The 13,763-nt window shown below is 41.2% G+C and carries 10 protein-coding genes; 9 read left to right on the top strand and 1 reads right to left on the bottom strand.

Features of this window, described 5'->3' with window-relative positions; all coding sequences use genetic code 11:
* Positions 1-119 precede the first annotated feature (119 nt).
* Complete coding sequence (locus DEO27_RS10015; protein WP_112575527.1) at positions 120-2,327, top strand: bifunctional alpha,alpha-trehalose-phosphate synthase (UDP-forming)/trehalose-phosphatase; 2,208 nt, start codon at positions 120-122, stop codon at positions 2,325-2,327.
* A gap of 316 nt (positions 2,328-2,643) precedes the next feature.
* On the opposite strand, the gene DEO27_RS10010 is transcribed toward DEO27_RS10015, so the two are convergent.
* Complete coding sequence (locus tag DEO27_RS10010; protein ID WP_112575526.1) at positions 2,644-4,428, bottom strand: glycoside hydrolase family 15 protein; 1,785 nt, start codon at positions 4,426-4,428, stop codon at positions 2,644-2,646.
* 148 nt (positions 4,429-4,576) lie between these two features.
* Here DEO27_RS10010 and DEO27_RS10005 point away from each other — a divergent pair, with 148 nt between their 5' ends.
* The 8 genes from DEO27_RS10005 to DEO27_RS09970 all read left to right on the top strand — a co-directional run bounded on the left by DEO27_RS10005 (position 4,577) and on the right by DEO27_RS09970 (position 13,679).
* The gene (locus tag DEO27_RS10005) at positions 4,577-5,212 is read left to right on the top strand and encodes a peroxiredoxin (RefSeq protein ID WP_112575525.1); all 636 of its coding nucleotides are present in this window, start codon (positions 4,577-4,579) and stop codon (positions 5,210-5,212) included.
* A 140-nt stretch (positions 5,213-5,352) separates the two neighbouring features.
* Positions 5,353-5,550, top strand: a complete 198-nt coding sequence (locus tag DEO27_RS10000; RefSeq protein ID WP_091207011.1) for a cold-shock protein — start codon at positions 5,353-5,355, stop codon at positions 5,548-5,550.
* 126 nt (positions 5,551-5,676) lie between these two features.
* On the top strand, positions 5,677-6,909 hold the full coding sequence (locus DEO27_RS09995; protein ID WP_112575524.1) for an MFS transporter: 1,233 nt from the start codon (positions 5,677-5,679) through the stop codon (positions 6,907-6,909).
* 280 nt (positions 6,910-7,189) lie between these two features.
* The gene (gene hemF, locus DEO27_RS09990; RefSeq protein WP_112575523.1) at positions 7,190-8,104 is read left to right on the top strand and encodes an oxygen-dependent coproporphyrinogen oxidase; all 915 of its coding nucleotides are present in this window, start codon (positions 7,190-7,192) and stop codon (positions 8,102-8,104) included.
* A gap of 30 nt (positions 8,105-8,134) precedes the next feature.
* Entirely contained in the window at positions 8,135-8,533 is a 399-nt protein-coding gene (locus DEO27_RS09985) for a hypothetical protein (protein WP_112575522.1), read from the top strand.
* A 162-nt stretch (positions 8,534-8,695) separates the two neighbouring features.
* Positions 8,696-11,287 carry a DNA gyrase subunit A gene (gene gyrA, locus DEO27_RS09980; protein ID WP_112575521.1) on the top strand — a complete coding sequence of 864 codons (2,592 nt, stop codon included), beginning with the start codon at positions 8,696-8,698 and terminating at the stop codon, positions 11,285-11,287.
* 5 nt (positions 11,288-11,292) lie between these two features.
* Complete coding sequence (locus DEO27_RS09975; protein ID WP_112575520.1) at positions 11,293-12,411, top strand: tetratricopeptide repeat protein; 1,119 nt, start codon at positions 11,293-11,295, stop codon at positions 12,409-12,411.
* 5 nt (positions 12,412-12,416) lie between these two features.
* The gene (locus DEO27_RS09970; RefSeq protein ID WP_112575519.1) at positions 12,417-13,679 is read left to right on the top strand and encodes a tetratricopeptide repeat protein; all 1,263 of its coding nucleotides are present in this window, start codon (positions 12,417-12,419) and stop codon (positions 13,677-13,679) included.
* Positions 13,680-13,763: the final 84 nt, after the last annotated feature.

Below are 13,763 nucleotides of genomic sequence, written 5' to 3'. Positions count from 1 at the left end.
CCTATATATCAGGACGGCTTTTTTTATGTCAAAAAACCACATTTTTACATACAAAAACGCCATTTTTTAAAACAAAAACGCTGTTTTCGCCTTTTAAATATTAATTAATATTTATTAGTATGTCGAAAACAATAATTGTATCAAACCGCTTACCTGTTAAAATTTCCAAAACTGATGGTGCTTACCATTCATCACCAAGCGAGGGAGGCTTAGCAACCGGTTTAGGTTCAATATATAAACAGGGTGATAATGTGTGGATTGGCTGGCCCGGCGTAGAAATAGCCGAGCAGGAAGATAAAGACCAGGTTACAAACGAATTAAAAGATTTAAGCTTAATTCCGGTTTTCTTAGATCAGGAAGAAATTAACCAATACTATGAAGGTTTTAGCAACGAGGTTTTATGGCCCGTTTTTCACTATTACGCTTCAACTTATGCAGCTTACAAACAATCAAATTGGGAATATTACCAGGCTGTAAATAAAAAATTCAGAGATACGATACTCAAGGTAGCCGAACCAGGTGATGTGATCTGGGTGCATGATTATCAGTTACTACTGCTACCTCAGCTTGTACGACAGGAAATGCCGGACGTATCTATCGGCTTTTTTCTGCATATTCCTTTCCCGTCAAATGAAATGTTTCGGTTAATCCCATGGCGTTCTGAATTATTGGAAGGTATGCTTGGAGCCGATCTGATCGGGTTTCACACCTTTGATGATGTTCGCCACTTTTTAGGAGCAGCCACACGCTTGCTGCCGGTGTCATCTAACTCCAACATTATAAGCAATGGAGAGCGTTCAATCGTTGTTGAATCATTCCCGATGGGCATCGACGAAAAAAAATATTCATCGTTGCCTTTACAAGATGAAGTGAAGGAGCAAATTGATTTAATTAAAGAAAATTTCCAGAACAAAAAGCTGATCCTTTCTATCGACAGACTTGACTACAGTAAGGGGATTTTGCAGCGACTTGAGGCGTTCGAGCTATTGCTTGAGCAATGCCCGGAATGTATTGAACATATTACCCTTTACATGATCGTAGTTCCGTCGAGAGATACCGTACCTCAATATGCGCATCTCCGCGATGAGATCGATAAAAAAGTGGGCAAGATCAATGCATTATACCGCACTATGGATTGGAGCCCGATCCATTATTACTATCGCTCGTTCCCAATTGAAACACTATCGGCACTGTATTATTCGGCTGATGTTTGTTTGGTTACGCCAATGCGCGATGGCATGAACCTGGTGAGTAAAGAGTATGTAGCCAGCAGAATAAACAATGATGGTGTATTGATTATGAGCGAGATGGCCGGTTCATCTAAAGAGCTCATCGATGCCATAATTGTAAACCCTAATAATACCGGCGAGGTTTGTCGTGCCATTTTACAGGCCATCAATATGCCGCTTGAAGAGCAGCGCCGCCGCATGATCCCCATGAGGCAGCTTGTTGCTAAATTTAACACATCGCACTGGGTTAAGATTTTTATGGACAAGCTAAAAGAGGTAAAATTGATGCAGCGTTCCATGCAAGCCAGGCACGTAAGCAACACTACCGAACAAAGCATTATTAACCGCTATATCAAAACTAAAAAGCGCATCATCTTTTTAGATTATGATGGCACACTGGTGAACTTCAAATCGAATATCGACCAGGCCAGTCCCGATAGGGAGTTATATAATATCATCAATAAACTTTCGGAAGACCCTGCAAACCAATTAGTTTTAATTAGCGGCCGCAAGCACGAAAACCTCGACGATTGGTTTAAAGACAATGATATCTACCTGATTGCCGAGCATGGATCCTGGTTTAAACAACAAGGAACTTCATGGCATAAAATAGGAGGGTTAAGCGATCAATGGAAACATGATATTTATCCTATACTGGAAACCTATGTCGACCGTACACCAGGCTCATTTATTGAGGAGAAAACATATTCATTAGTTTGGCATTACCGTAAGGCCCAGGCCGGATTGGGAGAGTTGAGGGCCAATGAACTCATGAACAACTTAAAGTATCTTGCAGCCGATAAAGGCTTACAGCTTTTAGCAGGAGATAAAGTACTGGAAGTGAAGAACATGGACATCAACAAAGGCAAGGCAGCTTTAACACTTACAGAAGGTAAGGATTACGATTTTGTTATTGCTTTTGGCGATGATTATACCGATGAAGATATCTTTAAAGCCCTGCCCGAAAGTGCCATTACCATTAAAGTAGGGAGCAATCTGTCTGCAGCAAAATTCTATCTGCGGAACCCAACTGAGGTAAGGAAACTGCTCACCAGCTTTGCAAAATATACCCCAGTGGAAGAAGGAACACAGGTGTAAAACATTATCTTTTTAAAAGAAGCCCTATTGATTGTACAAGTCAATAGGGCTTCTTTATTTGGTAATTAATTTAAGTTCCCCGCCATTGTTGGTGTTGTCACCAAAAGTGTTCGGAAGAAGCAGATCAGTTGAAAATATTGATTTAATTTAAAAGCCATGTCATTGCGAGGAGGAACGACGAAGCAATCTCGTAGCTATACAAATCGGACATGCATTGGCTACGAGATTGCCACGCTGCGCTCAATGACATGGTTTTATTTTTATGTGCTATCAATTTTTCTCGTAAAGGGTCCCAATAAGATCCTAAAACAACACCTTACAAAAATATTGGCCTGTCCAGTTTCATCGCTATCCTGTAGGCGGCATTCATCAAACCTACATGGCTGTAAGCTTGCGGAAAATTGCCCCATTGACTGCCATCTTCCTCATCAACGTCTTCACTGAACAATAGTAAATGATTTGAGTATTGTAGTAAATTACCAAACTCGCGCTGGGCGTCATCTATCCGGCCAACAGTCGCCAAAGCCTCAACATACCAAAAAGCGCAGATAAGGAAAGTGGTTTTAGGCTTACCAAAATCATCGGCGTATAAATACCTGTAGAATAATCCATTAGGCGTCCTTAGTTCTTTTTCTAATGCAGCTAAATGATCCTTGGCTTTTTGCGAAGCCGGGTCGAGATAATTCATCATGATCAGCTGCAATGTGCTGGCGTCAAGGTTACTGCTCCCGGCCGAGTTTGTATAAACCTTACGTACCGGATCGTAACAACTTTCGATATGGGCAGCCGCACGCTCCTTAAGGGAGATAGCCTTATCAATCAATTCCTGATTTTGGATGGTACGGGCCATCTTTTCTGCTGCAGACGCGCCTGCCCATTGAAACAGGTTGCTGTAGCAGTGAATATTAGCCATGTTCCTGAACTCCCAGATGCCAGCATCCTTTTCATCAATAGTGTGCTCTATCTTGCTCAGTAAAAACTCTATCCAGTGCACCGAATCCTTCCGTTCTGAAAAAACAAAGCGATGATCGGTATACAAAGGGAGCAGAGAGATAAGTACCTGGCCATAAATATCATTTTGAATGTGTTCTGACGCCTGATTACCAACCCGCACCGGCTGATTGCCCATATACCCGTCTAATTCATCTAAAATAACCTCCACAAGGTCTTTCTTACCGGTTATGCCATAAAGTGGCTGGTAGCGCTCCATTTCCGAAAAAGTGATATCGGTAACATAACTGAAATACTTTTCCATCTCTTCAAAATGACCGATGTGGTTTAACGCGGTTATCACATAATAGGTATCGCGCAGCCAGCAATAACGATAATCCCAGTTACGGCCGCTTCCAGGCGATTCGGGCAAGCTGGTGGTACTTGCCGCAATGATAGCACCGGTATCTTCGTACTGGTGTATTTTAAGGGCTAAAGCCGAGCGAATAACAAATGGCTGAAAATAAGTAGCTATTGATGAGTGCTTGATCCAGGTTCGCCAATATTGCACTGTTTCAGCTAAGAAACGGTCAGATGTGCTGATGAGCGGGGCTTCAAGGGGCTCCCCGTAGGTCATGGCCAGATATTTGGTTTCATTAAGCACAAAGGCCTGCTCATCAAAAATATAGCTTATCGGTATATTGGTAGTAAGACGAATATTTTCCTCGCCGCCCTGGTATTGAATATGATTGCTGCCACGGTTTACGCTGAGTTTAACCGCGCCATACTCGGACACGGGTTCGCATTTGACGATGATCCTTGGCGAACCTTCAATAACTTCAATTTTCCTGATCAGCATTAAAGGTTTATAGTAACGCTGGTGCTGGTAAAAACGTGGGGCAAAATCGGTTATGCGGTATTTACCTCCACTTGCGGGACTAATTTCGGTGATTAAAACATTGGTATTCTCCAGGTAATGCTGTTCGGTAGTATATTCCCCTTCAGGGCGGATCGAAAACTCGCCGCCTTTTTTCTTGTCCAGCAGTCCCCCGAAAATAAAAGTGCTGTCAAAACGCGGCCAGCAAAGCCAGTCGACATTCGTATTCTTATTAATATGGGCTAAAAAGGCGCAATTGCCAATTATGCCGGTATCATAGGTGTGTTTGCTCATGGATGTAGCTGTTATTTATTTCAAACTTCAACAACACAGCCTTTGTAATGTTGGCGTAAATAATGTGATTATTTAAAGTTTGTTTGCATTTGTTTAGGAATGTATAGTAACTTAGTAGTATTAATCTACAACAAAAATTCTATCAATTATGAGTTTAAGACTGGGCGATAAAGCGCCAAATTTCAAAGCAAAAACATCAGAAGGCGAAATTGATTTTTACGAATATTTAGGTGATAGCTGGGGCGTACTATTTTCGCATCCAGGCGACTATACACCTGTTTGTACAACAGAACTTGGCAAAACCGCAGCGTTAAAAAATGAATTTGAAAAGCGTAACGTTAAAGTTATCGCGCTAAGTGTTGACTCAGTTGAATCGCACCACGGCTGGATTAACGATATCAATGAAACTCAGGGCGTTGAAGTTAACTTCCCGATCATTGCCGATGAAGACCGTAAAATTTCTGAAGCTTATGATATGATCCACCCAAATGCTTCTGTAAATGCAACCGTGCGCTCATTATTTATCATTGGCCCGGATAAAGCAGTTAAGCTGATTATTACTTATCCTGCATCAACCGGCCGTAATTTCCAGGAAATTTTGAGGGTGATAGATTCGCTGCAGTTAACCGCTAATTACAGCGTTGCTACACCGGCCGACTGGAAAGAAGGAGAGGACGTAGTTATAGTACCTGCAATTAAAACCGAAGACATCCCCGCCAAATTTCCAAAGGGTTTTACAGCGGTTAAGCCTTATTTGCGGCTGACACCACAACCAAATAAATAATTTTATTTGGTTTATTTAATAATTTTATATATTTGAGGGAAGCGGGATATCTATTCCTTCTGAACATATAAACCTATTTTATTTTTCAGTTTGGTTTTAGTTGATCTTAACACGAATTTTTTATTACGATTATTATAATTATGAAAACTGGAAAAGTAAAATGGTTTAACACACAGAAGGGTTATGGCTTTATTATTACCGAAGAAGGTAAAGATCTTTTTGTACACTTTAAAGACGTTCAGGGTGGCGTAAATGCCATTAAGGATAACGACAGCGTTACATACGATGTTGAAGAAGGCAGAAAAGGATTACAGGCAGTTAACGTGAAAAAGGTATAAAATATATAAAGCTATTGAACAACATTTACTCTCAGAACCCCTGACCTCACAGGGGTTTTTTTGTGTCGATTTTTTTGCTTTTGTTTATACAAATCTCCTACATTAGCCAACCAATTTTTGCGCTTTATGACTGATACTACCAACGCCAAAACTACAAGGAACGCTATATTCTTAGTACTTGTTGCTTCACTTGGCTATTTTGTTGATATATATGATCTTTTGGTTTTTTCGATAGTACGAATCCCCAGCCTTACAGATATTGGCTTAAACGCGAAGGAAGTAACCGATAAAGGACAATTTATCATAAGCATCCAAATGTTTGGATTATTGCTTGGCGGGATCATATGGGGTATTGTGGGTGATAAGCTGGGGCGTATTAAAGTACTTTTTGGCTCTATATTGCTTTATTCCATCGCCAATTTTGCCAATGGGCTTGTACACGATGTAAATACTTACGCCATCGTTAGGTTTATTGCAGGCCTGGGGCTTGCAGGCGAGCTTGGCGCAGGTATTACTTTAGTTAGTGAAACATTGAGTAAGGAAAACCGTGGTTACGGAACCATGATGGTTGCTGTTATCGGATTGTTTGGGGCCACTGCCGCTTATGCCGTAGCCAAATTTGGCTGGCGCAATGCATACTTTGTAGGCGGTGGGTTAGGAATCTTATTGTTGCTGCTGCGTGTTGGTACTTTTGAATCAGGCATGTTCAAAAATGTTGAGAATAGCAACGTATCCAAAGGCAACATGCTCATGTTATTTACCAGTTGGGAACGGTTAAAAAAATACCTGTATTGTATCCTGATAGGTGCACCGCTTTGGTATGTGGTGGGCGTGCTGATCAGTTTTTCAGATAAGTTTGGTGTCGCGTTAGGCGCTAAAACTATTATCAAACCAGGTGACGGCATATTTTACAGTTATATAGGTATTGCCATTGGCGATATTGTTGCAGGCTTGCTGGCCCAGGTTACCAAGTCGCGGAAATTAACCATGGCTGTGTTTCTAATACTTTCATTGGTAAGTGTGCATTTTTATCTCAGTGACAACGGCATCACTCCGGAACGCTTTGCCCTATTAAGTTTCTTTATGGGTTGTACAGTAGGTTACTGGGCAACTTTTGTAACCATCGCCTCAGAACAGTTTGGTACCAATATCAGATCGACGGTTACCACAACTGTACCCAATTTCGTACGCGGCTCATTAATCCCTATAACCTTAGCATTCAACGCATTTAATGCCAAATATGGTTATATTAAATCCGGATATATCATGATGGGCATACTTACGGTAGTCGCTCTGTTTTCATTAAGCCAGTTAAAGGAAACTTTTGGTAAGGATTTGAATTATGTGGAGATAAGCTAAACCAGCCAGGTGTTCAATTTTTTTAAAAACGTGTGTTCCAAAATGCTCCGTTTATCATAAAGCGAAAAACATATGCATTGACTATCAGCAAGTTGCATTTTTACTGCAAAATCATGAACATATAAAGCACTGACTATCAGATAGTTTATTTTTAGCAGGTGTTCATACATAAAAAAGTTGAACACTTTCTGTTATCGTCTGCTGAATATAGAAGTGTGCATTCCGGCGTTAAAAAAAGCCCATCCACGGCAATTCCCAAAATTCATTACTTTTACAGCCTATGATCAGCAAAGAACAAATAGCCGAAGATTATAAGCAAATACAGGACGAGATCTGCGCCGCGCTTGAAAAGTTAGATGGTGTAGCAAAATTTGAGGAGGAGATTTGGGAGCGTGAGGGTGGAGGTGGAGGCCGTACCCGGGTTATCCAGAATGGTAAGGTCCTTGAAAAAGGAGGTGTTAATTTTTCGGCGGTTCACGGTCATTTACCTGATACCATGAAGCGTGCGCTTCAGGTTGAACAGGATGATTTTTTTGCTACCGGTGTTTCTATTGTGATCCATCCTAATCACCCGCTGGTGCCAATCATCCATATGAACATTCGTTACTTCGAAATGCCATCAACTATGGGCGATAGCCAAAAGCCCGTTCGCTGGTTTGGTGGCGGTATTGATTTAACCCCGCATTACGTATTTGAAGATGATGCCCGCTTTTTCCATAGCGGCTTAAAAACAGTTTGCGATAAGTACTACGAAGATTTTTACCCTCGTTTTAAAAAATGGGCCGATGATTATTTCTTCATCAAACACCGTAACGAAACCCGGGGCATAGGCGGCATATTTTATGACAGGCTCACTGCCAATGATGAATTGAGTTGGGAAGATATCTTCGAGTTCTCTAAATCAGTCGGTCGCTCGTTTGCGCCGCTTTATACAGAGCTTGTAAACCGTAATCGTGATAAATCATTTACTGAAGACCAGCAACTGTTTCAATATCAGCGCCGCAGCCGTTATGCCGAATTCAACCTGGTTTACGATGCAGGTACCAAATTTGGCCTGGAAACCAATGGCAGGATCGAATCGATATTGATGAGCTTGCCACCCACAGCTAAATGGCTTTATGACTACCATCCGGCTGGTGGCAGCGAAGAAGAAAAAACATTATCTTTACTTAAAAAAGGTATAAACTGGGCATAGTTAAAGCTTAGCCCGGTGCAAACATCATCTATGAAAAAACTTTTTTTACCTGCAGGTATAGCGCTGCTATTATGTTCCTTTAATTTGGCCGATAGTCCGCTGAAAGGCAATTGGGAATATCGGGGAGGAAAAATTAACGGCAAGCTTGACGCGGCACCTACAGCTTATAAACTACAACGGATTTATGACGATGAGCATTATAATGCTAAGGTGATGGAAGAGGGCGAAGAGACCGTGGTATATGAAAAAGGCGATTACCAACTCAAGGAAGATACCTGCTTTGAAACGCAAACCTATTGTATGCAGGAGTCAAAACTGCTTAACAAAACCATAAAATACAACTATACAATCAGTAACGACACCCTTAAACTGTTATCGGTTTTGCCCAATGGCAATAAGGTTGAAGATTATTGGGTAAAAGTTAAATAAACCCACATTAAAGTAACAAAATTGTTTGATCTGCGACCATACATTAGCATGGTTTATTGCTACTAAGTTGGCGCAATCCCAAGTATTTTTTTAACTTCGCAGGTCGTTGAAAAATCAATTTTAACACGCAATTATAAGAGAAGGTTCTACAAATAATCAAAAATGGCTGAAGGAACAGAAAACGATAATTCACACGCAGAAGACAGGATAATTTCGATAAATATTGATGAGGAAATGCGATCGGCCTACATTGATTATTCAATGTCGGTGATTGTTTCCAGGGCGTTGCCCGATGTCCGCGATGGACTGAAACCGGTACACAGGCGTGTGCTTTACGGTATGCTTGACCTGGGTTTAACCAATAACAAGCCCTATAAAAAATCCGCCCGTATCGTGGGTGAGGTGATGGGTAAGTATCACCCGCACGGTGATAAATCGGTGTACGACACCATGGTACGTATGGCCCAGGAGTGGAGCTTACGCTACTTACTGGTTGAAGGCCAGGGTAACTACGGTTCTGTTGATGGTGACGAACCGGCGGCAATGCGTTATACAGAAGCAAGATTGCAAAAGCTTGCTGAAGAGATGCTTGCTGACATTAATAAAGACACCATTGATTTCCAGTTAAACTTTGACGACTCGCTGCAGGAACCAACCGTACTGCCATCTAAATTCCCAAACCTTTTGGTTAACGGAGCTTCGGGCATCGCGGTAGGTATGGCTACTAATATGGCTCCGCACAACCTTTCGGAAGTTATTGATGCTACTATGGCATTAATTGATAACCGCCAGATAGAGATTAGCGAGCTAATGAAATATGTAAAAGGTCCCGATTTCCCTACAGGTGGTATTATTTATGGTTACGATGGCCCGCGCGAAGCGCTGGAAACCGGTCGTGGCCGTGTAGTTATCCGCGCCCGTGCCGAGATAGAAACTTATAATGGCGAACGTGAGCGCATTATTGTAAGCGAAATACCTTACCAGGTAAATAAAGCTTTAATGATTGAGCGTACTGCCGAGTTGGTGAACGAAAAGAAACTGGAAGGGATATCGGCCATTCGCGATGAATCAAGCCGCGAAGGTATCCGTGTTGTTTATGAGATTAAACGTGACGCCAACGCAGCTATTGTATTAAACAACCTGTTTAAATATACTGCGCTTCAAACGTCATTCAGTGTAAACAACATCGCCCTGGTTAATGGCCGGCCAATGCTGCTTAACCTGAAGGACCTGATCCATCATTTTGTTGAGCACCGCCATGAGGTTGTTGTGCGCCGTACTAAATTTGAGCTTAACGAAGCCGAAAAACGTGCGCATATCCTTGAAGGTTTATTGATCGCATTAGACCACCTTGACGAGGTTATCCGCCTGATCCGTGCTTCGCAAACACCAGATGAAGCAAGGGAAGGCTTGATGAGCAGCTTTGGTTTAACTGATATCCAGGCACGTGCAATTCTTGATATGACCTTAAGGAGGTTAACAGGACTTGAACGTGATAAGATCAAAGACGAATACGCCGCTTTAATGAAACTTATTGAGCATTTAAAAAACATCCTGAGCGATGAAGGTTTAAGGATGCAGATCATTAAGGATGAGTTGCTTGAAGTCAAAGAAAAATATGGCGATGAGCGCCGCACCGAAATGGTTCACTCTTCTGCCGAAATGCAAACTGAAGACTTCATTGAGGACGAGGACGTAGTAATCACCATCTCACGTGAAGGTTATATCAAACGTACGCCACTTACAGAATACCGCAGACAAAGCAGGGGAGGAAAAGGCGCCATCGGCAGCAACAGCCGTGATGAGGATTTCATTGAGCATTTACTTATTGCCTCAAATCACAATTACATGTTGTTCTTTACCGAGTCGGGACAATGTTTCTGGCTCAGGGTATTTGAAATACCGGAAGGCACACGGACATCAAAAGGCCGTGCAATCCAGAATATCATTAATATCCCTAAAGAAGAGAACATCAAGGCATACATCAAACTGATCTCGCTTAAAGATCAAAACTACCTTGAAAACAACTTCATTATCATGTGTACCAAAAAAGGTACCATCAAGAAAACCTCACTTGAGGCTTACTCGCGTCCGCGTTCAAACGGTATTAACGCGATCAACATCAATGAAGGCGATTCGTTGCTTGAAGCAAGCTTAACCAGCGGAAGCAGCGAGATAGTGATGGCACTTAAATCAGGTCGCGCTATCCGCTTTAACGAATCTACCGTAAGACCGATGGGACGTACCGCTACCGGTGTTCGTGGTATTACGCTTGACGACGAAAACGACGAAGTAGTTGGCATGATAGCTATCGACGATGCCGAAACAACAGTATTGGTGGTATCAGAAAAAGGCTACGGTAAACGTACCGATATTGAAGACTACCGTGTTACAAACCGTGGCGGTAAAGGTGTAAAAACACTTAATATTACTGAAAAAACCGGAAACCTTGTTGCCATAAAAGGTGTTACAGATAAGGAAGACCTGATGATCATCAACAAATCAGGTATTATTATCCGTATAGCTGTAAGCGAATTAAGGGTAATGGGCCGTGCAACACAAGGTGTAAGGCTGATAACGCTTAAAAACAACGATGAGATAGCTTCAGTAGCCAAAATTGAGCACGACGAAGACGAGGAAGTAAAAGAAGGCGATGAAAATGCTGAAGGCTCTGATACCGAAGCCGAAAATACAGGCGACGGTGATACAGCTGAAAATGGCGCGGAACCATCAACTGACAATACAACAGAATAACAAATATGCACTACCGCAAGATCATTTTATCGGTTTTAATTACAAGTTTTACTACAACTTTTGCCTTCGCACAAAAAGAAGCGCTTAAAGTTGTAGTAAATAACCTGGCTTTTTATAAACAGAAAAGCGACCTGAAGTATTTGGCAGCCGCCAAAAAATCTGCAGATAGTTTGATCATTACTAAGTCGGACACGGCTGATATTGAAAAGAACCTTTACAGGGCTATAGTTAATTCAAGTATCCTGTATATCGATTCGTTGAACAAACTTGGAATGCCGGCAGATATGCTTGATAAAACAACCAAACTGGTTGACAGGCTTTCGGGAATGAATAAAATTTTCAAATATCAATCAGAACTTGATTATACCAAGCGGTGCCTGGCAAATGTTTACATACGCAAAGGCTTTGAGGCGGTAAATAATTCGGATTTCCCAAATGCCAAAACTGCATTTGAAAATGCAAAGCGGTATGCTCCGGGGATGAACCAAATCAATACCTACATAGCCTTTGCTAATAACAAGGCCGGCAATTTGCAGGATGCGGCTAAATATTATACAACAATGCTCCAGGTTGATAGTGCCCGCACCGAGTATATCGAAACAGCATCCAATATCTATAAGTCGTTAGGGGATACGACCAAAGCTTTGCAAATCCTTCAAAAGGGAAGAAAGATTTTACCTAATGACAGGTTCTTATTACTTGACGAAGCCAATATCTACAACAATAAGAAAAACTATAAAGCGTTAGAGCCCCTAATTGGCCCTTTACTTGATATTAATGCAAATAACGCCGATATTGCGTTCGTTGCAGCAAATTGCTACGATCATTTAGATAAATTTGATCAGGCAGAATCTCTTTACCTGCACGCGATTGAGTTAAGCGGAACATATTTTGATCCGGTATTTAATTTGGGCTTATTATATTTAAAACAAAGCGCAACCACAAAAGGGGAGAAGAGCATCCAGGACCTGGGCAGGGCGATACAATGGCTTGAAAAGGCTAATGAAATTTCGCCAAACAATGCAAACAGCTTGCAGGCTTTGCAATTGGCATACGCGAAAACTAATAACCAGGATCAGTTAGACAGAATAAACAATAAACTAAAACAGTTAACCAATCAATAATAATCATGAAAATCAAATTTTTGATGGCGGGCCTGTTAGGCTTGGTTTCAGCGACAGCCTTTGCACAAAAAGGTGAATTAAACACGGCAAAAGAAGAATATGAAAAATATTCGGGCTTAAGGGGTCAAGCGGCAATGGCATCAATGGCAGGCAAAAGCCTTACTACTGCAAAAGAGTCAATTGACAAAGCATCAGCCAATGAAAAAACCGCCACATTGCCACTTACTTACGCTGTAAAAGGTTCAATTTATTCAGCGTTAGCTGTTCAGGACACTGTGCCAACTACCTCATTACCATTGTTTACCACTGCTGAAGAAGCTTTAAGAAAAGCTAAAGAAGTTGATACAAAAGGCGAGAACAAGAAAATGATTGATGAGGCGTATTTAAACCTGGCTCAATATCAATTAACTAAAGGTGTTAAAGAATACTCGGCGGGTAAATATGATCTTGCTTACAAATCATTTGACTTTTACCGTACTGTATTGCCCGAAGATACCAATGCTATTTATTACACAGGCCTTGCTGCTGCAAACGGTAAAAATTATCCTGCTGCAATTTCAAACTACAGCAAACTGGTAACCACAAAATATTCAAAAAATGCAGGTGTTTACCTTGATCTTTCTTCATTATACCTTGCAAGCAAAGATACTGCAGGTGCGCTTAAAACCGTATCGGAAGGTGTAAGCAAATATCCTGCAAACAGCGAGCTTCGTAAACGCGAAATTGAAATCAGCCTTCAAACAGGAAAAGAGAAAGAAGTTACCGATAAGATCCAGGCAGCTTTAGCAAATGATCCTAAAAACAAAACTTTGTATTATTACGCTGGCTTAACTTACTCACAAACAGCTGACAACTACGCAAGAGAAGCTGCTGCTACCAAAGATGCTGCTGCAAAAACAAAATTACAGGCATCAAAAGCAGAAGCATATACTAAAGCTGGTGAAATGTATAAAAAAGCTTTAGAAATTGATCCAAACTATTTTGAAGCTAATTTAAATTACGGTTACGTAATACTCAACCCGGCTATTGATGCTTATAACGCTGCTAATAAATTACCGGCCAACAAACAAAAAGAATATGACGCTGCAATTGCTAAAGCTAAAGCTCAGTTTGAGCAAGCTAAACCATATTTAGCAAAAGCTGTAGAACTTCAGCCAAAATCACTTGATGCGTTACAAAATTTAAGAACCTATTATTTAGGTGTTAAAGACGATGCTAACGCTTCAAAATTAAAGGCTCAGATTGATGCATTACCAGCCAATCAATAATCAAACAGATAAGAAATAAAAAGAGGGGCCTTTGAGAAAGGCCTTTCTTTTAAAAACACTATTTAACATAATGTTAATTATGTG

It is taken from the genome of Mucilaginibacter rubeus (assembly GCF_003286415.2).
In the GTDB taxonomy this organism is placed as follows: domain Bacteria; phylum Bacteroidota; class Bacteroidia; order Sphingobacteriales; family Sphingobacteriaceae; genus Mucilaginibacter; species Mucilaginibacter rubeus_A.
The sequence above is the reverse complement of the archived record's forward strand: the minus strand, read 5'-3'. Positions and strand labels throughout refer to the sequence as shown.

Bases quoted from the DNA above. Each gene is read 5' to 3' on its own strand.
- DEO27_RS10005 (WP_112575525.1), top strand. From the start codon at position 4,577: ATGAGTTTAAGACTGGGCGATAAAGCGCCAAATTTCAAAGCAAAAACA.
- gyrA (WP_112575521.1), top strand. From the start codon at position 8,696: ATGGCTGAAGGAACAGAAAACGATAATTCACACGCAGAAGACAGGATA.
- DEO27_RS09975 (WP_112575520.1), top strand. From the start codon at position 11,293: ATGCACTACCGCAAGATCATTTTATCGGTTTTAATTACAAGTTTTACT.
- DEO27_RS10000 (WP_091207011.1), top strand. From the start codon at position 5,353: ATGAAAACTGGAAAAGTAAAATGGTTTAACACACAGAAGGGTTATGGC.
- DEO27_RS09985 (WP_112575522.1), top strand. From the start codon at position 8,135: ATGAAAAAACTTTTTTTACCTGCAGGTATAGCGCTGCTATTATGTTCC.
- DEO27_RS10015 (WP_112575527.1), top strand. From the start codon at position 120: ATGTCGAAAACAATAATTGTATCAAACCGCTTACCTGTTAAAATTTCC.
- DEO27_RS10010 (WP_112575526.1), bottom strand. From the start codon at position 4,428: ATGAGCAAACACACCTATGATACCGGCATAATTGGCAATTGCGCCTTT.
- DEO27_RS09970 (WP_112575519.1), top strand. From the start codon at position 12,417: ATGAAAATCAAATTTTTGATGGCGGGCCTGTTAGGCTTGGTTTCAGCG.
- hemF (WP_112575523.1), top strand. From the start codon at position 7,190: ATGATCAGCAAAGAACAAATAGCCGAAGATTATAAGCAAATACAGGAC.
- DEO27_RS09995 (WP_112575524.1), top strand. From the start codon at position 5,677: ATGACTGATACTACCAACGCCAAAACTACAAGGAACGCTATATTCTTA.